General features: G+C 61.0%; 22 protein-coding genes, 1 tRNA gene and 1 pseudogene. 8 read left to right on the top strand and 16 right to left on the bottom strand.

From position 1 onward, the window contains the following. Positions 1-349: 349 nt before the first annotated feature. The 11 genes and pseudogenes from BBJ66_RS34875 to BBJ66_RS06955 all read right to left on the bottom strand — a co-directional run bounded on the left by BBJ66_RS34875 (position 350) and on the right by BBJ66_RS06955 (position 11,171). Complete coding sequence (locus BBJ66_RS34875; RefSeq protein WP_190238071.1) at positions 350-514, bottom strand: hypothetical protein; 165 nt, start codon at positions 512-514, stop codon at positions 350-352. 158 nt (positions 515-672) lie between these two features. Next, complete coding sequence (locus BBJ66_RS07000; protein WP_049733306.1) at positions 673-861, bottom strand: hypothetical protein; 189 nt, start codon at positions 859-861, stop codon at positions 673-675. Positions 862-1,023: 162 nt separating this feature from the next. Beyond that, entirely contained in the window at positions 1,024-1,773 is a 750-nt protein-coding gene (locus BBJ66_RS06995; protein ID WP_049733305.1) for an ABC transporter ATP-binding protein, read from the bottom strand. Then, entirely contained in the window at positions 1,770-2,603 is an 834-nt protein-coding gene (locus BBJ66_RS06990; protein WP_049733304.1) for an ABC transporter ATP-binding protein, read from the bottom strand. Before BBJ66_RS06990 ends, BBJ66_RS06995 begins: the two co-directional genes overlap by 4 nt. Further along, positions 2,600-3,535 (bottom strand): ABC transporter permease, encoded by a 936-nt coding sequence (locus BBJ66_RS06985; RefSeq protein ID WP_049733303.1) that lies wholly within the window; start codon positions 3,533-3,535, stop codon positions 2,600-2,602. The genes BBJ66_RS06990 and BBJ66_RS06985 overlap by 4 nt, the downstream gene beginning before the upstream one ends. Next, entirely contained in the window at positions 3,532-4,599 is a 1,068-nt protein-coding gene (locus BBJ66_RS06980) for an ABC transporter permease (RefSeq protein ID WP_049733302.1), read from the bottom strand. Before BBJ66_RS06980 ends, BBJ66_RS06985 begins: the two co-directional genes overlap by 4 nt. A gap of 18 nt (positions 4,600-4,617) precedes the next feature. Beyond that, a pseudogene (locus BBJ66_RS06975) lies at positions 4,618-6,262 on the bottom strand (ABC transporter substrate-binding protein). 100 nt (positions 6,263-6,362) lie between these two features. Then, complete coding sequence (locus tag BBJ66_RS06970; protein WP_049733300.1) at positions 6,363-7,421, bottom strand: dipeptidase; 1,059 nt, start codon at positions 7,419-7,421, stop codon at positions 6,363-6,365. Positions 7,422-7,570: 149 nt separating this feature from the next. Beyond that, positions 7,571-8,596, bottom strand: coding sequence for an ABC transporter permease (locus BBJ66_RS06965; RefSeq protein WP_049733299.1), 1,026 nt, complete (start codon positions 8,594-8,596; stop codon positions 7,571-7,573). Positions 8,597-8,630: 34 nt separating this feature from the next. Further along, positions 8,631-10,172 carry a sugar ABC transporter ATP-binding protein gene (locus BBJ66_RS06960; protein ID WP_064841137.1) on the bottom strand — a complete coding sequence of 514 codons (1,542 nt, stop codon included), beginning with the start codon at positions 10,170-10,172 and terminating at the stop codon, positions 8,631-8,633. A gap of 69 nt (positions 10,173-10,241) precedes the next feature. Beyond that, complete coding sequence (locus BBJ66_RS06955; protein ID WP_071085897.1) at positions 10,242-11,171, bottom strand: sugar ABC transporter substrate-binding protein; 930 nt, start codon at positions 11,169-11,171, stop codon at positions 10,242-10,244. 372 nt (positions 11,172-11,543) lie between these two features. Between BBJ66_RS06955 and BBJ66_RS06950 the strand changes: the two genes are divergently transcribed. After that, a complete protein-coding gene (locus tag BBJ66_RS06950) occupies positions 11,544-12,041 on the top strand; it encodes a DUF1993 domain-containing protein (RefSeq protein ID WP_071085895.1) in 498 nt (165 codons plus the stop codon). Between the two features lie 6 nt (positions 12,042-12,047). Here BBJ66_RS06950 and BBJ66_RS06945 read toward each other — a convergent pair whose 3' ends face one another. Beyond that, positions 12,048-13,622 carry an alkaline phosphatase family protein gene (locus BBJ66_RS06945; protein WP_071085893.1) on the bottom strand — a complete coding sequence of 525 codons (1,575 nt, stop codon included), beginning with the start codon at positions 13,620-13,622 and terminating at the stop codon, positions 12,048-12,050. Continuing rightward, on the bottom strand, positions 13,600-14,583 hold the full coding sequence (galE, locus tag BBJ66_RS06940) for a UDP-glucose 4-epimerase GalE (RefSeq protein WP_071085891.1): 984 nt from the start codon (positions 14,581-14,583) through the stop codon (positions 13,600-13,602). Before galE ends, BBJ66_RS06945 begins: the two co-directional genes overlap by 23 nt. A 210-nt stretch (positions 14,584-14,793) precedes the next feature. On the opposite strand from galE, the gene BBJ66_RS06935 reads away from it, so the two are divergent. Next, positions 14,794-15,438, top strand: coding sequence for a ThuA domain-containing protein (locus tag BBJ66_RS06935; protein WP_071085889.1), 645 nt, complete (start codon positions 14,794-14,796; stop codon positions 15,436-15,438). Between the two features lie 157 nt (positions 15,439-15,595). On the opposite strand, the gene BBJ66_RS06930 is transcribed toward BBJ66_RS06935, so the two are convergent. Then, entirely contained in the window at positions 15,596-15,850 is a 255-nt protein-coding gene (locus BBJ66_RS06930; RefSeq protein ID WP_049733292.1) for a DUF2934 domain-containing protein, read from the bottom strand. A gap of 235 nt (positions 15,851-16,085) precedes the next feature. Here BBJ66_RS06930 and BBJ66_RS06925 point away from each other — a divergent pair, with 235 nt between their 5' ends. Continuing rightward, complete coding sequence (locus BBJ66_RS06925) at positions 16,086-17,516, top strand: DUF6880 family protein (RefSeq protein ID WP_071085887.1); 1,431 nt, start codon at positions 16,086-16,088, stop codon at positions 17,514-17,516. A 37-nt stretch (positions 17,517-17,553) separates the two neighbouring features. Then, positions 17,554-18,114: a DsbA family protein gene (locus BBJ66_RS06920; protein ID WP_071085885.1), complete on the top strand. Its 561-nt coding sequence runs from the start codon at positions 17,554-17,556 to the stop codon at positions 18,112-18,114. A 55-nt stretch (positions 18,115-18,169) separates the two neighbouring features. Here the strand turns inward: BBJ66_RS06920 and BBJ66_RS06915 are convergent. After that, a tRNA-Ser gene (locus tag BBJ66_RS06915) sits at positions 18,170-18,259 on the bottom strand. Positions 18,260-18,562: 303 nt separating this feature from the next. Here BBJ66_RS06915 and rplU point away from each other — a divergent pair. From rplU to BBJ66_RS06895, 4 genes are all read left to right on the top strand, one after another. Continuing rightward, positions 18,563-18,880, top strand: coding sequence for a 50S ribosomal protein L21 (rplU, locus tag BBJ66_RS06910; RefSeq protein WP_003543907.1), 318 nt, complete (start codon positions 18,563-18,565; stop codon positions 18,878-18,880). 33 nt (positions 18,881-18,913) lie between these two features. Beyond that, positions 18,914-19,183 (top strand): 50S ribosomal protein L27, encoded by a 270-nt coding sequence (gene rpmA / locus BBJ66_RS06905; protein ID WP_003567620.1) that lies wholly within the window; start codon positions 18,914-18,916, stop codon positions 19,181-19,183. A gap of 125 nt (positions 19,184-19,308) precedes the next feature. Beyond that, the gene (locus BBJ66_RS06900; RefSeq protein WP_012559345.1) at positions 19,309-19,965 is read left to right on the top strand and encodes a GNAT family N-acetyltransferase; all 657 of its coding nucleotides are present in this window, start codon (positions 19,309-19,311) and stop codon (positions 19,963-19,965) included. After that, positions 19,962-20,549: a GNAT family N-acetyltransferase gene (locus tag BBJ66_RS06895; protein ID WP_071085883.1), complete on the top strand. Its 588-nt coding sequence runs from the start codon at positions 19,962-19,964 to the stop codon at positions 20,547-20,549. Before BBJ66_RS06900 ends, BBJ66_RS06895 begins: the two co-directional genes overlap by 4 nt. Before the next feature lie 40 nt (positions 20,550-20,589). On the opposite strand, the gene BBJ66_RS06890 is transcribed toward BBJ66_RS06895, so the two are convergent. Then, positions 20,590-21,456: an endonuclease/exonuclease/phosphatase family protein gene (locus BBJ66_RS06890; protein WP_071085881.1), complete on the bottom strand. Its 867-nt coding sequence runs from the start codon at positions 21,454-21,456 to the stop codon at positions 20,590-20,592. Between the last annotated feature and the right edge of the window lie 51 nt (positions 21,457-21,507).

The raw sequence follows: 21,507 nt of genomic DNA, 5'->3' as shown, positions 1-21,507 counted from the left end.
CCATGTCGAAAATTGGACATCATCGGGATAATTCAAGTCAAGAGGCATGCGCGCCGCGGCTGGCGGGCTGGGGACCGCGCGAACGACACAATGCCGGATCCTGGTTCCGGCAATGCAAGAACTCTTCGATTTCAGGAAAAACATGTGATCCCGGACGGGTGGCACCACCGATTCAAAACGGCGACATGCAGACACGGGATCGAAAATGCGTCGCACGAGAAGTTCGATGCGGCCGCCCATGATGACATGAAAAAGTACAGAAGAACGAAGAGGAAGATCGGATTCCGATCAACCAGAAAAGGCGATAACCGCCGCAACGCCGGCATCTGCCGCGTCTATCACTCGCCGATTACCCGACGATCCCGCAAACCATGGCCACGACGAACAGGAATGCGGCCGTGAAGATTGCTCCATGGACCGCCATCTGAAGCCTATGGCGCGTGGTCATCGGCTTCTTAATCGCTGCGGAACCGTACTGGTTCACGTGAGCATGCGAAATACCCAGATCTGCCATATGTCGCCTCCGTTGTTTTTAAGCGGCCGGTTGTGCGGCTCGCGGTCATATTCTTATTTTCTCTATCAAGTAGGTAGAGATAAATTTCCGTCCAGAGCGAACGAAAGAGAAAATTCAACCAGCCCTTTTAGCAGTTCGTCTTTTTAGCAGCCCGCTTTTTAGCAGACTGTGCGCCATGCCCAGATCCACGAGCGCTCGACGGCGTCTTCGGTCTGAGACGGGTTGGCGGGGATCTCGATCAGCCGACGATCCTTTTCCGCAGGAATGGAGACCGAAGCCTGGTCCCGGCGATCGGCTTTCACGGGAGGATCGAGGTAGCCCATGGTCATCCCACCGAGAAAGAACATGCCTCAACCTCCATTGATCACGAAAGCTAACAATCGTTAACAGGATCATGACAGAAGCGGGGCGGCTGTCAATAGTCTAGTTGAATGGTCGTCTTTTAAGGAAGTCTTATCCTTAACGCCACCGCCGGTCTTTTCTTTTCAAGGAATTGAAAAGATTACCCTTCAGGCTTTGACGAAGCCCTTGCTCGCGATCATCAAATTTCTCGTGTAGTCCTCATGAACCGCACCGCTTGCCAGATCTTTCGAACTCAAGCGTTCGACAACGGCGCCGTTGCGCATGACCGCCAGCCTTTCGCACATATGGGTGATGACGCCGAGATCATGGCTCACCATCACGAAGGTGAGCTTGCGGTCGCGCCGGATCTGCTCCAAGAGGTTCAGCACCTCGGCCTGCACCGAGGCGTCGAGCGCCGATGTCGGCTCGTCGAGCAGCAGGATCGACGGCTCGACGATCAGCGCCCGGGCGATCGCCACCCGCTGCCGCTGGCCGCCGGAGAGCTGGTGCGGATAGCGGAAACGGAAGCCGTTGCCGAGGCCGACCTCGTCAAGCGCGCGGGCGATGCGCATCTCGCTGTCGCCAATGCCGTGAATCGCCAGCGGTTCGAGCAGGAGCCGGTCTATCGTCTGGCGCGGATGCAGCGAACCATAGGGGTCCTGAAAGACCATTTGCACGCGCCGATAGAAGGTTTTGCTGCGCTTCGAACCCTTCAGCGCTTCGCCATCGATGCGTATCGCCCCGCCGCTGATCGGCGCCAGCCCGGCCACGGCCCTGAGCAAGGTCGATTTTCCCGAGCCGGACTCACCGACGAGGCCGAAGGATTCGCCGCCTTCGACCGTGATGCTGACGTCTTTCAGCGCATGAAATTGATCATAGACGACGCTGAGGTCGTCGGCCTCCAAAGCTGCGCTCATGCCGCCCACTCCGGCCTGCGATCGAGCACCGGCAGCGGATGACGGTTCTGGCCGATCTCGGGCATGCAGTTCAGCAAGCCTTGCGTATAGGGATGCTGCGCATGTCTGAGATCGGCGGCCGCGAGCTCCTCGACGATCTTTCCGGCATACATGACGATGACCCGGTCGCAGAAGGAGGAGACCAGCCTCAGATCATGAGAGACGAAGATCAGCCCCATGCCGCGCTCCGCCACCAGCCTGTCCATGATTCTGAGCACATCGAGCTGCACCGTCACGTCGAGCGCCGAGGTCGGCTCGTCGGCGATCAGCAGTTCAGGCCCGGCAATCAGCATCATGGCGATCATTGCGCGCTGCCCCATGCCGCCCGAAACCTCATGCGGATGCAGGTCGAAGACACGTTTCGGATCGCGGATCTGCACCGCCTCCAGCATGGCGAGCGCCCGCTCGCGCGCTTCCGCCTTGCCGACCTTCTCGTGCGTGCGCAGGGTTTCGCAGATCTGCCGGCCGATCGTCATCACAGGATCGAGCGAATATTTCGGATCCTGCAGGATCATGGCGATGCGTTTGCCGCGCAGCCTGCGCCTTTCGCCGGCGGAGGCCTTGAGGAGGTCGATGCCGTTGAATTCAAGCCTGTCGGCGGTGACGATGCCGTGTTTCGGCGTTAGCCCCATGATCGCCCGGCCGGTCTGCGACTTGCCGGAGCCGGATTCGCCGACGATGCCGAGCCTTTCCTTGCCGAGCGTGAAGGAGACGCCGCGCACGGCCTCGATCACCCCGGTGCGGGTGGGATAGCTGACCTTGAGCTTATCGACCGTCAGAAGTGTCGTCACTGGCCGGCCTCCTTCGGATCGAGCGCGTCGCGCAGGCCGTCGCCGAGCAGATTGAAACCGAGGCTGACGATGAGGATGGCGATGCCGGGCATCGCCGCGACCCACCATTGATCGAGGATGAAGCGCCGTCCCGAGGCGATCATCGCCCCCCATTCCGGCAGCGGCGGCTGTGCCCCGAGACCGAGGAAGCCGAGACCGGCCGCCGTCAGGATGATGCCCGCCATGTCGAGCGTCACTCGCACGATCAGCGAGGAGATGCAGAGCGGCATCACATGGCGCAGGATGATGCGGAACGGCGAGGCGCCCATCAGCTTCACCGCCGAGATATAATCGGACCGCCGGACTGTCAGCGTCTCGGCGCGGGCGATGCGGGCATAGGGCGGCCATGAGGTGATGGCGATGGCGATGATCGCGTTCTGGATGCCGGGACCGAGGGCTGCGACGAAGGCGAGCGCCAGCACCAGCTTCGGAAAGGCGAGGAAGATATCGGTGATACGCATCAGCGTCGCATCGACCCAGCCACCGGCATATCCGGAGACCGTGCCGACGATCAGCCCGATCGGCGCCGAGATGACGGCGACCAGCACGATGACGAACAGCGTCAATCGCGATCCGTAGATCAGCCGCGAATAGATATCGCGGCCCTGGTCGTCGGTGCCGAGCAGGTATTCAGCCGTTCCCGGTGGCAGCAGCCGGGCATTGCGCAGATCGCCGACGACGGGATCATGGGTGGCGATGAGATTGGCGAAGGCGGCGATGAAAAGCAGCGCGACGATGATCAGCAGGCCGACGACGGCGAGCCGGTTGGCGGTGAACTGCCGCCAGGTGACATAGGCGCGGCCGAGGCGGGCCTGCAGGCGCGATTGCGGCCGGTCGGACAGCAGCCATTCGCGGCGGCTCATCGCAGGAAATGGGCTGGCGGGAGCGGTCATCGGTTTCGCGTCCTCGGGTCGAGCGTCCGGTAGAGAAGGTCGGACAGAAGGTTGATGCCGATGAAAACAGTGCCGATGACGATGGTGCCGCCGAGCACGGCGTTCATGTCGGCGTTCTGCAGCGAATTGGTGATGTAGAGCCCGATGCCCGGCCAGGAAAAGACGGTCTCGGTCAGCACCGAGCCTTCGAGCAGGCCGGCATAGGAAAGCGCGATGACGGTGACCAGCGGCACGGCGGCATTGCGCAGCGCATGGCCCCAGATCACCCGCGTTTCCGAAAGTCCCTTGGCGCGCGCGGCAACGATATATTCCTGCGAAAGCTCGTTCAGCATGAAGCTGCGCGTCATGCGGCTGATATAGGCGAGAGAGAAATAGCCGAGCAGCGATGCAGGCAGGATGATGTGGCGAAAGACGTCGTAGAAGACATCCCATTGCCCCTGCCAGGCACTGTCCAGCAGATACAAGCCGGTAATCGGCGTGAACGTATATTCAAAGACGATGTCGATGCGGCCGGGAAACGCCACCCAGCGCAGCTGCGCATAGAAAATGACCAGCGAAATCAGCGCCAGCCAGAAGATCGGCACCGAATAACCGACGAGGCCGACGACGCGCACGACCTGGTCGGCGATGCTGCCGCGGCGCACGGCGGCGAGTACGCCGAGCGGCACGCCGACGAAAGCGCCGATCAGCGTTCCGAGCGTCGCAAGCTCGATGGTTGCCGGCAGGACACGGCGGATATCGACCATGACGGGATTGGTCGTCAGCACCGAATTGCCGAAATCACCGGACAGTATGCCTTTGATATAGATGAAGAACTGCTGATAGAGCGGCAGGTTGAAGCCCATCTCCTGGCGCACCCGCTCGACGACATGGTTGGGCGCGCGGTCGCCGAGAATGGCGAGCACAGGATCGATCGGCACGACGCGGCCGATGAAGAAGGTGACGGCCAGCAGGCCGAGATAGGTGGTGACGGCGGCAAACAGGAACCGCCCCAGCGCCTTTGCAAAGGCCCTGGCACGGCCCTTTCGGGGCCGCGCCTGCTGTGTTGTTTCGACGGTGCTCAAGCGATCGATCCTGCCGGACTATTCCTTGGCGATCGGACCGACGAAATTGGTGTCGAAGCTCGGACCCAGCTTGAAGTCCTTCAGGTTCTTGCGGTAACCGGCCACTTCGGTCTGCTGGAAGATGAAGACGAAGGGGCTGTTTGCCAGATACTTCTTCTGGATATCCTGATAGATGGCGGCACGCTTGGCGGCGTCGCGTTCGAGAAGCGCGGCCTTGGCCTGCTTGTCGAGCTCCGGCGCTTCCCAGGTGTTGCGCCAGGCGAGCGTCTTGACCGTGCCGGCATCGGAATTGTCGGGATTGCCGGTAAAGGTATCGGCATTGGAATTCGGGTCGAAATAGTCCGAACCCCACTGGCCGATATACATGTCATGGGTGCGGGCGCGGTACTTGGTCAGCGTCTGCTTGCCGTCACCCGGGATGATTTCCATCTTCACGCCGGCCTGCGCCAGCGTCTGCTGCATGGATTCGGCGATGCCGGTCACCGGCTGGTTGTTGCGCACATCCATGGTGATCGAGAAGCCATCGGGCACGCCGGCCTTGGCGAGCAGTTCCTTGGCCTTGGCGACATCGAGCTTGTAGGGATTTTCGTCGAGCGCGCCGAGCTGGCCCTTCGGCAGGAAGGTCTGGTGGATTTCGCCGATCCCCTTGATCAAGGTCGCGCCGATCGCATCGTAGTCGACCAGATATTTGAAGGCTTCCTGCACCTCGGGCTTCTTCAGGTTCTCGTTCTTGTTGTTGAGGCTGACATAATAGATCGTGCCCTTCGGCGCACTCGTCGTCGCCAGATCGGCATTCTTGGAAACGGCGTCGATATCACCAGGCTCGAGGTTGCGGGCGATATCGATATCGCCGGCTTCGAGCGCCAGCCGCTGGGCAGCGCTTTCCTTCATATAGCGGTAAATGACGCGGTTGAGTTTCGCCTTGTCGCCGTAATAATTGTCGTTGCGCTCGAGAACGACGACTTCATTGGCCCGCCATTCGCGCAGCTTGTAGGCGCCGGAGCCGGCATAGCCGGTTTTCAGCCATTCATTGCCGAAATCATTGTCGTATTTGTGCTCGGCATCCGGCGTCACCGCCTTCACATGCTCCATCACCAGCTTCTTGTCGACGATAGAGGCGACCGTTGCCGTCAGGCAGTTGAGCACGAAGCTCGGCGCATAGGCCTTGTCGACGGTGAAGACGAAGGTGCCGGCATCGGCCGCCTTGGCTTTTTCCGTGACGTTGTCGCCGGTCAGGCCAAACTGGGGTGAGGATGAAGGCCGGGCTCTTGTCGAGCTTGACGGCGCGCTCGAATGACCAGGCGACGTCTTCGGCGGTGACCGGATTGCCGGAGGCGAATTTCAAGCCCGATTTCAGCTTGAACGTATAGGTGAGACCGTCATCGGAAACGCTCTAGCTCTCCGCCAGATCACCCTTCACCTTGGAGGTATCGTCCATGTCGAGACGGACGAGCAGGCTGTAGCTGTTGCTGGTGATTTCGGCCGTCGAAAGCTCGAATGCCTCGCCCGGATCCATCGTGATGATGTCGTCGATGGCGAACCCTTCGACCAGCGTATCCTTGGGTGTCTCGGCGAAGGCGGAAGGTGCCGCCATCATCAGCAGCGAAAGAGCGGCCCCTGCGGAAAGCAGGCGGAAATTGCGGCTGAGCTTGGTGATCATCATGGTCTGTTCCCCTGTTCTTGATTGATTACGAAGCGTTTTGTCGGTCATGCCTCATTAAAACTATTGTCCACTCCTGCCGCGTCCAGAGGCGCGCAGCGCTTTAGGCGCGATCCTCCCGCCAGGCTTGCGCCAGAATGCGAATCCAATTTTCACGGGCAAGTTTCGTGAGATCGGCCTCACCATAGCCAACCTCCCTGAGAGCGGCAATCAGCTTCTGATTGCCGCTGGCATCGCCGATTTCTTCAGGAATGGTGGCCCCGTCGAAGTCCGATCCGAGGCCCACGCAGTCGATGCCGATGCGGTTCACCAGATAGTCGATATGGCGGATCATGTCGGCAAGCGGGGTGTCGCTGTCCGAGCGGCCGTCGGGGCGCAGCATGGCGGTGGCATAATTGATGCCGACGAGCCCGCGGCTTTCGCGGATCGCATCGAGCTGCCTGTCCGTCAGATTGCGCGCGACCGGCGTCAATGCATGGGCATTGGAATGGCTGGAGACCAGCGGCTGGTCGGTCGTCTTCGCCACGTCCCAGAAGCCCTTTTCGGTGATATGGGCAAGGTCGACCACGACGCCGAGACGATTGCATTCCTTGACCAGCTCGAAACCGGCATCCGTGAGGCCCGGTGCCGTGTCCGGCGACATCGGGAAGGCGAAGGGCACGCCGTAACCGAAGACATTGTGCCGGCTCCAGACCGGCCCGAGCGACCGCAGCCCGGCTGCATAGAATACCTCGAGCGCCGCAAGATCGGCGCCGATCGCCTCGCAGCCTTCCATATGCAGGACGGCGGCGAAAATATTGTCGGCCATGGCGCCGCGGATATCTTTCACCGTCCGGCAGAGCCGCCAGGCGCCGGCCTGGTCGAGCCGCAGCGCGATTGCCGCCATTTCAGTGGCAATGGCAAGGGAAGGCAGTGGATCGAGAGGGGCCGCCATCGGCGTGACATAACGGCCGTCAGCATCCGGATCGGCAAAGACCAGATCGCCCGAGGGAATGTAGATCGCGCAGAGACCGCCCGAAAGCCCGCCCTCTCTCGCCCGGCGCGCATCGATATGGCCGAGCGTCGTGCCGTTTGCGAATTCCGCGATCGGGTCGCTGCCGTCTTTTGAATGTGTCCAGAGTCGAAGGAGAACGTCGTTGTGACCGTCAAATACGAATTGCATCTGTCTTCCTGCGCTGCCCGAGCGGGAAGACCAGAATAGAAAAGCTGGCGGAATTCGCCACCTCTTTTTTATAAATTCCGCCCTGGCGCTCTAAAAACGGAACGGGGGCCGAAGCCCCCGCAAAAACCATCGGATCGCACCATCTGAGATCAGTGCTTGCGGCGCTTCTTCTGCCGGTAGACGTCGATGACCACAGCCGCGACGATGATCAGACCTTTGACGATCTCCTGGTAATAGGCGTCGATCCTGAGGAAGGTGAAGCCCGAAGTCATGACCCCGAGGATGATGGTGCCGATGACGGTGCCGGTAATGCGCCCGACGCCGCCGGTGAGCGAAGTGCCGCCGATGACGGTCGCGGCGATCGCATCGAGTTCATATCCGACGCCCATGCTGGCCTGCGCGGTTTCGGCGCGTGCCGCCGTGACGATACCGGCGAGACCCGCCAGCAATCCGGCGATCACATAGACCTTGACGAGGTGCGCCTCGATGTTGATGCCGGAAACGCGTGCCGCCTGCGGGTTGGCGCCGATGGCATAGGTGAACTTGCCGTAACGGGTGTAGCGCAGCGCAATGTGGAAGATCAGCGCCACCACCAGGAAGACGACGACCGGCCAGGCCTTGGTGCCGATGAAGTGAAACTGCTCGGTGATCCCGGACACCGGCTGTCCCTTCGTATACCACTTCGCGACACCGCGAGCCGAAACGAACATGCCGAGCGTTGCAATGAACGGCGGGATTTTCGTGTAGGCGATGAGCGCGCCGTTCGCCAGACCCGCAGCCGCCCCGATCAGCAGCCCGATCATGATCGGCACGAAAGCCGGCAGGTCGGTCAGCGACGGGAAGACCGCCCGTCCCCAGGTCGACGACTGGGCGAAGCTTGTGGCGATCATCGCCGTCATGCCGACGACCGAGCCCGAGGAAAGATCGATGCCGCCGGTGATGATGACCTGGGTGACGCCGACGGCGATGATGCCGATGACGGAGACCTGCAGGATCATGATCGTCAGACGCTGCGAATTCATCAGGAAGCTTTGGCCGATGAACATCCAGCCGAGCGCTTCATAGATGAGCGCGATGCCGACGAGCACGAGGAAAATGCTGAGCTCGGTCGGCAAGCGCCGCCGCCTTTGCCGGGTTGCGAGCGGAGCCGCGCCCTCTGCTGCCTTGGTACTCATGTCAAACCTCCCTTTGGCGATCACGGACGGCGCATCACTGCGCAGCCAGCTCCATCACCTTGATCTGCGTTGCTTCATCGCGATTGAGGAAACCGGTCACGCGTCCCTCATGCATGACCATGATGCGGTCGCTCATCCCGAGAACCTCGGGCATCTCGGACGAGATCATGATGACCGCGACGCCGTTTCGCGCCATTTCGGTGACCAGCCGGTGGATTTCCGCCTTGGCGCCGACATCGATGCCGCGCGTCGGCTCGTCGAGAATGAGGATGCGCGGATTGGTGAGCAGCCAGCGCCCGATCAGCACCTTCTGCTGATTGCCGCCCGACAGATTTTCCACCCGCTCGTAAAGATTGGGCGTCTTCACCCGCAGCTTCTTTGCCATGTCTTCGCAGGTCGCCTCGATGGCGCCCTGCTGCACGAAGCCGCCCTTGACATATCTGTCCTGGAGCACGGCGATCTGCATGTTCTCGAGAATATCGAGGATGAGCAGACAGCCGGTATCCTTGCGGTCCTCGGTCAGGAACGCCATCTGGTGACGGATAGCCTCGGTCGGCGAAGAAATCGTCACCGGCTTGCCGTAGAGCTCGATCGAACCGGAGCTTGCCGGCGTCACGCCGAACAATGTTTCGGCGACATTCGACCGCCCGGAACCGACCAGGCCGGCCACCCCGAGGATTTCGCCCGCCCTTACCTCGAAGGAGACGTTCTTGAAGACGCCGTTGAGGCAGAGATCCTTGACGGAGAGCATCACCTCGCCGATCGGTACCTCTTCCTTGGGGAACATCTGGGTGATCTCGCGCCCGACCATCATGCGGATGATGTCGTCGCGGGTCACCTCGGTCGAGGCATGCGTGCCGATATAGCGGCCGTCGCGGAAGACCGAGAACTCGTCGGCGATCTCGAACAACTCGTTCATCTTATGGGTGATGTAGACGATCCCGATGCCCTGCGCCCTCAGGTCGCGGATAATGCGAAAGAGATGCTCGACCTCGCGCTCGGTCAGCGCCGAAGTCGGCTCGTCCATGATCAGCACGTCGGAATTATAGGAAACCGCCTTGGCGATCTCGACCATCTGCCGGTTGGCGACCGACAGGTACCGGACCTCGATATCGGGATCGATGTCGATATTGAGCCGGGCAAACAGCTCTTCGGTCATGCGATGCATCACGCCGTGGTCGACGAAGCCGAAGCGGTTCTTCGGCTCGCGGCGGATCCAGATATTTTCGGCGACCGTCATGAACGGCATCAGGTTCAGTTCCTGATGGATCATGGCAATGCCGTTCTCCAGCGCGTCGAGCGGAGATTTCAGCTGGATCTCGATGCCCTTCAGGCGGATATCGCCTTTATCCGGTATGTAGATGCCGGCGAGGATCTTCATCAGCGTCGATTTGCCGGCGCCGTTTTCGCCCATCAGCGCATGCACGGAGGCGCGTTTCAGCCGGAACTGTACGTCGTCGAGGGCGACGACACCGGGAAATTCCTTGCGAACGCCTTCGGCGCTCAGCAGATATTCCGCATTCGGGACTGCACCGCTCGCACGCACGGCGGCCATGGTTGTCGGGCTGACGGCCATATCATCTCCTCCGGATACGGACAGGCGAAAAGGATGCGGGCAAAGCCCGCATCCCGTTTGGCGTTCGCCTCAGTTCTTGGTGACGAAGTCCTTGACGTTTTCAGGCGTCACGAGCTGGAAGGGAATATAGACCTTCTTCTCGGTCTTTTCGCCCTTGGCGATCTTCAGCGCGGTATCGAGCGCGCCCTTGCCCTGGCCGGCAGCGTCCTGGAAGACGGTGACGTCGAGATCGCCTGCCTGCATGGCGGCAAGCGCGTCCTGCGTGGCGTCGACGCCGCCGACGACGACCTTGGTCATATCCTTGCCGGCTGCCTTCAGCGCCTGGATGGCGCCGATCGCCATTTCGTCGTTGTTGGAGATCACCGCGTCGAATTCGATGCCGCTGGAGAGCCAGTTGGTCATCAGGTCGGCGCCCTGAGTACGATCCCAGTTGGCGGTCTGCTCTTCGACGATCTCAAGACCCTTGCATTCATCGGTCTTGATGACGTCATGGACGTCCTGGGTGCGCATGCGCGCAGCCTGGTTGGAAAGCTCGCCCATGATGACGACGACCTTGCCCTTGCCGCCGAGAATGCGGCAAACTTCCTTGGTTTCCAGCGTGCCGGATTCCTGCTCGTTGGATGCGACGAAAGCCTGCTTCTCCGGCAGCGTGTCGACATTGACCGGCTGGCGGTTGACGTAAACAAGCGGAATGCCGGCATCGGCGGCAAGCTTCGACATTGCCGTGGTCGCATCGGTATCGACAGGGTTGACGATGATGGCATCAACCTTGGAGGCGATGAAATTCTGGATCTGGCTCTGCTGCTTGGAGACGTCGTTCTGCGCGTCTTCGACCTGCAGCGTCACGCCGCTCAGCGTCTTGGCATAATCGGTCATGCCGTTGCGCAGAACGGTCAGAAAGTTGTCGTCGAATTTCGCCATCGATACGCCGACGGTTTCTGCGTGAGCGGCCGTCGACATGACGAGCGCCATCGCAGTGCCCAGGATAAACTTTTTCATTTTCACTTCCTCCACAAATGGTGCCCGGCTGCACCCTCCTCACGCCGGAGCTCCAGGCATTTGCCCTGGAGCCGGAATTTTCCCGCCGCCTCTCCTGCGGCGCTCCGCATAAAACGGAACAAACAAACCGTAAAATTTGCTCTTCGGAATATTCATTCCATTTTCTGGGAACGGCGTCAAGCCTCTTTAGCGGCAACGAGATCGGGAAGAAGGCGCAAGGCCGCGCACTTTACGATGGGCGCCTGCATTGCCTCTGTTGTGAAAGGCGAAAGCCGCCTCCATCTATGGGAGGCTCGAAGACAAGGCCGCGGCCGCAGGCGTCTTCGATCTCTCGACGCGGCCGGTCATTTAAGGATTTTGGAGACAGGGCAAATGTCCATTTCGATCTATCGCCTCACCGTTCCGATGTTCCAGCGCGGCCTCGCCAGCCTGAAAACCTATCTCGACAAGGCGGAAGCCTATGCGAAGGAAAAGAACATCGATCCCGCCGTCTTGGTCGCCGCGCGTCTCGCGCCCGACATGCTGCCGCTCTCCGGCCAATATCAGCGCGCCAGCGACAGCGCCAAATTCACCCTCTCCAGGCTGACCGCCACCGACGCCCCGAAGTTCGAGGACAATGAGAAGACGTTCGACGAACTGCGCGAACGGCTGGCCAAGACCGAAGCCTATCTCGCCGGCTTCTCCCCGGACGCGCTGGAGGGCGCGGAAACGCGTGAAATCACTTTGCCTGGTAACAGCGGCATCGTGCTTCCGGGGAGCGAATATGTCACCGTCTTCGCCCTGCCGAACTTCTATTTCCACGTCGCGACCGCCCACGCCATCCTGCGCAACCAGGGTGCGCCGATCGGCAAGCGCGATTATCTCGGGTAAAAGACGTCAGGGCCGGCGCGTCGCCGGCCCTTTTTCCGTCAGCTCGGTATAGGCGAGCGTCTGGTCGAGATGCCGCGCCCGCAGCGACAGCAGCTTTTCGGCATAGTCAAGCCGGGTCGCCGCATAGGCCGGATCGGCCGCGAGATTGTCGAGCTCCATCGGATCGTCGCCGAGATTGAAGAGCAGCGGCGGCAAGGCGGCAAAATGCACATATTTGAACCGCGCATCGCGGATCACCGCGAGATTGCATTCATTCGACCTGAGCCCGAAATGCCGCTCCGGCTCGCCCCCGGCAATATCGCGGAAATCGAATTCCCAGAATGCCGCGTCCCGCCAGCCCGCTCCGCTCCCGCCCTCGACAAAGGGCATCAGCGATCGGCCGTCGAGCCCGTTTTTCGCCTCGATGCCGAGCCTTTGGCAAAGTGTGGGAAAAATGTCCGCGGCACTGGTGAAATCATCGACGACCCCGCCCGCCGCCCCGCTTGCGGGATCGCGAATGACAAGCGGAATGTGGTAGCTGCCGTCGAAGAAACCGCCCTTCCCCAGCGTCCAGTGATCGCCTGCCATCTCGGCGTGATCCGAGGTGAAGACAATAAGCGTATCGTCCCAGGCGCCCGCATCCTTCAGGGCCTGCCAGATCCGGCCGAGCTGCGCATCGACCTCTGCGATCATGCCGTAATAGATCGCTCGGATCGCCGCGAAATCCTCGCCATCCCAGTCGCTGAGCGGTCCCGTCGCGCCATGGATGAAACTGCTCTTGCCGGTGCGCGGCATGGCATAGGCGAGATAGGGATGACTTGCCTCTTCCGTTTGGGCGTTTGCCGCGCGCGCAAAAGCCGGCCCATCACCGGGCCTGAACATTCGGTTGAACGGCCCCGGCACGGAAAAGGGCGGATGCGGCCGCAGGAAGGAAACATGCGCAAACCACGGCCGGTCCTGTTCGCCTAGCCAGCGAATGAACTCGCCGGCGAGGAACGCCGTCTGGGTCTCGTCGCTGGAATAGGCCGGCGCTGCATCGGAAATGTCGCCGGCGCGCGCACCGACGGGAATATGAATGTCGCGGCTGACGGCGTCCCGATGGCCGCGGGACCGGAGCCAGGAGAGCCACTGCCTTTCATGCTCCGGCAGCAGCTGGCGTGCGGTAAAGCCCGGCAGCACGCCTTCATAGGTGGTCAGATGCGGGTCATTGGCATCCATGCCGCGCGGATCGGGCGCCGTGTCGGTATAGCCGAACAGCGTCGGGTCATAACCCGCCCGCCGGGCGGCCAGCGCCAGATTGTCGAAGCGGGCATCGAGCGGCGAACCGTTGCGGCAGACGCGGTGGTTCATCTGGTAGAGGCCGGTATAGAGTGTCGCCCGCGCCGGCGAGCAGGGCGCCGCCCCGGCATAGTGCCGCCGGAACAGCGTTCCCTGGCGCGCCAGTGCGTCGACATTGGGCGTTTTCACGCAAGGGTGACCGACTGAAGACAGACAATCACCGCGCCACTGGTCCGCCGTGATCAGCAGGATGTTCGGCCGGCGGTCGCTCTCTTTTCCGGCTGGCTCAATTCCGGTTGGCTCAGTGCTGGTTGGTTTTTGCATGCCAGTTCCAGGCAGAGCGGATGATCTGACTGAGATCATACTGCGGCACCCAGCCGAGCACGTCGCGCGCCTTGTCGTTATTGGCGACCAGCGTATGCGAATCGCCTTCGCGCCGGCCGATATATTCCACCGGGAAAGGCCGGTTCGACACATCCTCGATCGCGCCGAGCAATTCCCTGACCGTGGTGCCGGTGCCGGTGCCGAGGTTGAGCGCGACGGAATCGCCGCCCTTCAGCAGATATTCGACGGCGCGCACATGCGCATCGGCAAGATCCAGCACATGGATATAGTCGCGCACGCAGGTGCCGTCGCGCGTCTCGTAATCGCTGCCGAACACCTTGAAGCCCTGGCGGCGGCCGAGTGCCGCGTCGATCGCCAGCGGTATCGCATGCGTTTCCGGCTGGTGCCATTCGCCGATCCGGCCTTCGAAATCAGCGCCGGCCGCATTGAAATAACGCAGCACCACCGAGCGCAGGCTCCGGTACTGGTCGTAATCGGCAAGCGCCTGTTCGACGATATATTTCGTCCGCCCATAGGGATTGATCGGCACCTGCCGGTGCGTCTCGTCGAGCGGCACGCTCTGCGGCAGACCGTAGGTGGCGCAGGTCGAGGAGAAGACGAAGGCATTGATGCCGGCCGCCTGCGCCGCCGAAAGCAGCGTCAGAGTGCCGATGACATTGTTCTCATAGAAGGAAACCGGATCCTTGACCGATTCGCCGACCTCGATCAGCGCGGCAAAATGCAGGATCGCCGCCGGCTTGTGCTTGGCCAGCACCTCGTCCAGCCGGGTGCGATCGCGAATATCGCCTTCCTCGGCCGGCCCCCATTTGACGAACTCGCGATGGCCGTTGGAAAAATTATCGAAGACGACAGGCTTGTAGCCCTTGTTCGCCAGGTCGAGACACGTATGCGAGCCGATATAACCGGCGCCGCCGACGACAAGAACCGTTTCACCTGCCATGCACCACCCTTATTATTAGCGAGAGATAAAAGAAACCTAGACGAGATACACGTCAATAAAAAGAAGGAATTGCGATAGGCGTGAACGGACAATAGGTCAAATGCCGAACCGCCCCCGCGGCAGTCGGAATTATTCGCGTGATTTGCGTAACCGCCCGTTTTAAGGGGCATTCACAACATGGACCGCAGCAATCAGCCAGGGAGCGCGCGAATGAGGAAGGCATTGGTCGTTTGGGGCGGCTGGCAGGGCCATGAGCCGGAGCAATGCGCTCATATCGTCGCCGACCTGCTGCGCGAGGACGATTTTGCGGTGGAGGTCACCGGCGATCTCGGCATATTCGGATCACCGGCGCTCGCCAAAGCCGACCTGCTGGTACCGATCATCACCGGCGAAACGCTGGAAAAACCCCACGCTAGCGCCTTGGTCGAAGCCGTACGCGGCGGACTGGGGCTTGCCGGCCATCACGGCGCGCTTGCCACCTCCTTCAAGGAAAGCGCCGCTTTCCGCTATGTCTCCGGCGTCACCTGGGTCGCCCATCCCGGCAACATCATCGACTTCCGCGTCGCCGTCACCCGCCAGGACGATCCTGTGATGGAGGGCATTCCCGACTTCGACTATAGGTCGGAGCAATATTATCTGCACTATGATCCGACAGTCGAAATCCTGGCGACCACCACCTTCACCGGCGCTTACGATCCGGCAGCCCGCAATGTCGTGATGCCTGTTGTCTTCAAGCGCCATTTCGGCGCCGGCCGCATCTTCTATTCGGCGCTCGGCCATGTCGCCGCCGAATTCGACCATCCCTACATGCCGCTCATCCTGCGCCGCGGCCTGAACTGGGCCGCCCGCCAGTAGATTGGCTGTATCGGGCACCGTTCGAGGGCGGCTGAACTCTATCCGAGAACGCTTTCGATATTCCCCGATGCTGATGTCATTGACGTGGCGACGCCTGCCGGCAAGACCGATCGTCCGCCTGGAATGCCGCTGAATATTCGAGAGGTGGCAATATGGCCTAACGAGCCGCTTTCAGCTGCAGGTCGGTCTCGACGGCAGGGACCGCCTCGTCATAGACCCGCATCAGCCGCCCGGCTGCCTTCAGCTTCTCGATGAGATCGTTTCCATCGGGCGAGGCTTTGGTCAGCTCCAGCTGCTCGAACTCCCTCAGCGCCTGAGCCCAATGGCTTTCCCCGCGCCCATCCGGCCTGCCTTCCGATTCCCACAGTGAATAAGCGCGCTGGCTGACCCAGGCGTCTTTATTATGACTCATGACAAACCCCAGCGGAAAATTTGGAAGCAATGTTAAACAGGTAACAAGGTGCCAAAACCGGCTTTAGGAGTCGTTACGAGGCAGCGTTATTTTTTAGCTAACGGTCATGATTCGGCGAGACTAAACGCCGATAAAAACATACGAATTCGCGGCATGGCTGCACCCGGAATTACCCCGGCACCTTGGACTGATTTCAACGCTAAGATACTGTCCGCCGAAACGACAGCGGTGACCCATGGCAGCAAAGACGACTCTCAACGCGAAAAACCTGGAAGTGCTCGGTGCGCAGCGTCTCGCCGAACTGCTGATCGAAATCAGCACCGGCAGCGCCGCCCATAAACGGCGGCTGCGCATGGAACTGGCCGGCAATCAGGGCAGCATCGAGGTCGCGCGTGAGATCCGCAAGCGCCTCGGCAGCATCGCACGAGCGCAGAGCGTCATCGAATGGCACAAAGTAAAAGCCGTCAACGCGGACCTCGAAACGCAGCGGTCCGCGATCGTCACCGTCGTGGCCGCCGACGATCCGAAGGAAGCGTTCGATCTCATCTGGCAATTCCTTGCCGTTGCCGATTCGATTTTCCACCGATCCAACAGCAACGACATCGCCTTCACCGAGACCTTCCATCAGGCATGCGCCGATGCCGGCGTCATCGCCAGCTCCGCGGGAATCGGTATCGATGTCCTTGCCGACAAGGTTTTCGCTGCGTTGCAGGATAACGACCACGGCCAATATGACCCGCTGATCGCCGAGATGGTTCCGGCGCTGGGCAAGGACGGCCTCGACCGTTTGAAGAGCCTCCTGGTGCAATGGTTGAACGAGGCGGAGGAGGAGCCCGCCGACGCCGACCGGGAAATTCTCGGCTGGGGCGGAAACGGACCAATCTACAGGAACGAGATCTATGCCAACCAACCGCGACGGGCGGCACGCATCGCTCTGCAGGACATTGCCGATGCCCAGGATGATGTCGATGCTTTCATCGCCCAGCAGCCGGAGGGGACCTTAACTTCGCCGACGGTCGCAACGGAGATCGCCGACCGCTTGCTCCTAGCTGGACGCGCCGAGGAAGCATTGAGGATTTTGGACGGCGTCGATCACCGGTTCGAAATGCCTTTTGAATGGCAGGAAGCCCGCGTCGAAACGCTCGAAGCGCTCGGGCGGGGGGAGGAAGCGCAGGCCTATCGATGGCAATGCTTCAAACAGTCGCTGAACGGTGAGCATCTTCGCGCCTTCCTGCGAAAGCTCGCCGACTTCGACGACATTGAGGCCGAAGAGAAGGCATTCGCCTTCGCGCACGGCTTTCCTGATGTTCATCGAGCCCTTGCCTTTTTCCTCGCCTGGCCCGCACACGCCGAAGCCGCGAAACTCATCTTCAACCGCCAGGCGGAACTGGACGGCGACCGTTACGAGCTGATGACGTCGGGCGCCGAAATGCTGCGGGAGAAACACCCGCTCGCGGCAACCATACTGTTGCGCTCGATGATCGGCTTCGCGGTCGAGAACGGCCGATCCAGCCGTTACCGGCATGCCGCGCGCCATCTGGCGGAATGCGCCTCGCTCGCGCCTCACATCGACGATTTCGGCAGCGCCCGGCCTCACGACGCCTATGTCACCGAGCTGAAGCGCCAACATGGAAAGAAGCATGGCTTCTGGAGCCTAATACGTTAAGCCGCATACCCGATTCACGAACGGAAAGGACATCGCTATGACCGATACTTCGTGGCACGCAGATTCCTTGAGCTGGGGCAATGGCCCACGCATATTCGAAGCCTTCCTCGAGCCGACGGATCCCTACTCGGCCAAAGCATTCAACAAGCTGGACGCCCTTCTCGATCAAGCCGGCGAGGAGAGGATCACAGTGAAGATCCGCCTGCAGTCGCAACCCTGGCATATGTATTCCGGCGTGATCGTCCGCTGCATCATCGCAGCCTCGACGCTGGAAGGCGGCAAGGAGACGGCAAAGAAGGTCATGGCCGCCATCGCTACGCATCGAGAAGAATTCGAGTTCGACCACCATGCCGGCGGCCCGAACATGGACGTGACGCCGAACCAGATCATCGAGCGCCTGGAGGGCTTTAGCGGCATCAAGCTGAAGGACGCCTTCGCAATCCCGGACCTCGACCGGGAGATCAAATGGCACTGCAAATATGCCCGCCAAAACGGCATCCACGTCTCGCCGACCTTCATGATCGATGGGCTGGTGCAGGCGGATATGAGCAGCGGCGACGAGATTGCGGCCTGGGTGAAGAAGGTGCTAGGTCACTGACGCCTAGCTATACCAACGTCCTGAAATCACAAGCGTTGGCGCGCTTGAAGCATTATGGCGGAGAGGGTGGGATTTGAACCCACGATACCCTTGCAGGTATGCCGCATTTCGAGTGCGGTGCATTCGACCACTCTGCCACCTCTCCGCGGTCTGGTCGGCGCTTGTTCGGCGCGGGCGTTCTCATAACGAGCCTGTGACGGGTTGGCAAGCCGAAAAGTCGAAGCATACCATCCTTTTGCCTTGACACTTTTTTGTCACTCGCGTATTTCGGCTGCGCACTAGGTATGGAGTAATCCGTGCCTTAGCCGTCTCGCGCTTGCGCGGGGCTTCACCGGCAGGAAGAACTCGAGGCCAGCCCTCTGAAATCCCTGCTTAACCTAGACTGATAAAAAGACGGCCACCCTGCTGATCAGCGGGGAGAGCTGGAACGAACATGAAAGGATAAAAAATGTTCGCAGTCATCAAGACCGGCGGTAAACAGTACCGTGTGGCAGCCAACGACGTGCTGACCATCGAAAAGCTGGAAGCCACCGCTGGCGACTCCATTGAATTCACCGAAGTGCTCGTGATCGGCGAAGGCGCCGACGCTGCGATCGGTGCGCCCTTCGTTACCGGCGCCTCTGTCAAGGCAGAAGTCGTCGAACAGAACCGCGGCAAGAAGGTCATCGCCTTCAAGAAGCGCCGCCGTCAGAATTCGAAGCGTTCGCGCGGCCATCGTCAGCATCACACGGTCGTCCGTATCACGGACATCGTGGCTGCCAAGTAAGATCAACGGGACAAGGTTTTAAGGAGAACTCCAATGGCACACAAAAAAGCTGGCGGTTCCTCGCGCAACGGTCGCGATTCCGAATCCAAGCGCCTTGGCGTGAAGAAGTTCGGCGGCGAAGCCGTCATCGCAGGTAACATCCTCGTGCGTCAGCGCGGGACGCAGTGGCATCCGGGTTCCAACGTCGGCCTCGGCAAGGATCACACGATTTTTGCGCTTACCGCCGGCAATGTGAACTACCGAACGAAGGCCAACGGTCGCGTCTACGTGTCTGTCATGCCGAAAGCGGAAGCAGCGGAATAAGCCGGTAGCGCTCTAAAACAGCCGGCGTCTCATCGACCCGGCTGGCCGTACCAGGTTCAGTCCAGAAAACAGGGGAGATGGGGCGCCATCTCCCCTTTTTCTTTGTCCAAACAGGAGGACTGAACATGCAAGGCGAATTGTTAAGGGTAGACCAATCACGGTCGCCCCGGGAAGGCCAGGTGTCTTCCGAAGAACGGCTGAGGCCGGAGCGGTTAAGGACCGATTGCCCTGTCTTGTTATCGGAAAGGCTCGTCATGCGCGCGCCCCACGAAGAAGACATCGACGCCCTTGCCCATCTCGCCAATAACGCCAAAGTCGCCACCATGGTATCGCGTATGCCGCACCCCTATACCGCCGATGATGCTGCCGACTTCGTGCGTCGCACGAAAAAGGGCGAGATTGGCAAGTGCGTCTATGCGATCACCAAAGCCGAAAACGGCGCCTTTATCGGTTGCTGCGGTGTAGAGCCGCATGCCGACGGCAGGACTGTCGAGATCGGTTACTGGCTGGGCGAGCCCTATTGGAACAAGGGCTATACAACCGAGGCCTGCCATGCCCTGGTCGATATGGTGTTCAGAACCCGCCAGGACGTCGATCAGATCGACGCCCGCTGCCGGGTGATGAACGTCGCCTCGCGCCGCGTCATCCAGAAGTGCGGCTTCCAGTTCCAGGGATCGGGGCTTGCCGCCTCGCTGGCGCTCGGCAGCAACGTGCCGGTGGAATGGTACAGGCTCGACCGCAAGACCTGGATGTCGCTCAGAAGCTGGGGGAACATCGCATGAGCACGACCGCGCTGCAAAGGCCGGAGGTCAAGCCGATGATGCCGGGCCCCGCGCCTGTCATCTCGACCGCCCGGCTGACGCTCCGCCCCCACAGGCTGAGCGATGCGCCTGACATTGCGGAATCGCTTTCCGATTTCGCCGTCACGCGCATGCTGTCCCGCGTCCCCTCGCCGTTCGACCGGCAGGATGCGCTGGACTGGCTGGTCCCGGTCACCTCGGGCGCCCTGCCGGACTGGCCGTTGGCGATCACCGGCAAGGACGATGTCCATATCGGCAACGTCTCGATCGAACTGCGTCACGGCCGCTGGCACCTCGGCTATTGGCTGAACCGCTACTACTGGCGGCGCGGCTATATGAGCGAGGCGGTGGCTGGAATTGTCGAGCGCTTTTCGCGCCGCATGCCGGAGACGCCGATCCATTCCGGCGTCTTCGCCGACAACCCGGCTTCGCTGCGATTGCAGGAGAAGCTCGGTTTCCACATGACGGGCTGCGGCGAAATCTATTGTTTCGCCCGCAACACCATGGTGTCGCACATCGAGACCGTGCTTCAGCCGGGCATGCTGCAGCCACGCAAGGTGGCGTAAACAAAAAGGAGAGCCGCCGCCGCCCGTGGCGGCGTCTCCGTCAATTCCCGATCTCGACCCATAGCGGGAAATGATCGGAGCCGACGGATTGCGTATCGATCCGGGCGGATTGCAACCGGCCCTTGAGGCCGCAACTGACGAAGCAATAATCGAGATGCATGCGTTCGCCGTGATCTTCGGGATTCATCCAGCTGTAGCTCTCCGGGCGGTAAGCTTCGAGCGCCGCAAAGGCGTCGACCGGCGTGCCGATCCGGGCGATGCGGCCGTAATATCCGCCGCCGGCACCGGCAAGCGCGCAATATTCCGGCGATTCCGGCTCCATGTTGAAATCGCCCATGATGACGTAATCCTCCGGCAGCGGCGGCTCCGGCAGATCGAATTCACCACCCCCCGTCAGCGACCCGCCCTCGTGGAGGAAAGCGTTGATATGCGCGTTCAAACATTGCAGCTGGCGGATGCGCTCGTCTGGAGAGACGTGGTCGAGATGGACGGAATAGACGCGGATCGCGCCCCCGGGTGCCGCGATCACCGCCTCGGTTGCACCGCGCTGAAGATTGATCTTGCCGATCGTGCGGCTGCGCGGCAGAAGCAGCGTCCGGGTCGAAAGGATCGGCCAGCGCGACAGCACCATATTGCCGAACTGGAAACGCATGCCCCGCACCGGCGGACGCTCGCTTCCGGCAGCCTCGACATGCAGGTCGCAGGCCGGCCCATACACCCAGAAATGGTCGGGAAAGAAGGCGGCAAGGTCGGCCGCCATGTCGGCAAAACCGTTGCGCGCGAAGCCGCGGGTCACCTCCTGCAGCGCGATGATATCGGCGCCCTCAAGGCTCCGGGCAATGCGCTCGAGATCGTATCTGCCGTCGAGACCGAAGCCGTACTGTATGTTATAGCTCGCAAAATTCACGATAATCTTTGACCTCCGTCGGAACCGCCTATATCGAATGGGCCAAGACGG

Source organism: Rhizobium sp. RSm-3 (assembly GCF_001854685.1).
GTDB lineage: Bacteria > Pseudomonadota > Alphaproteobacteria > Rhizobiales > Rhizobiaceae > Rhizobium > Rhizobium ecuadorense.
This window is presented reverse-complemented; position numbering and strand designations above follow the sequence as displayed.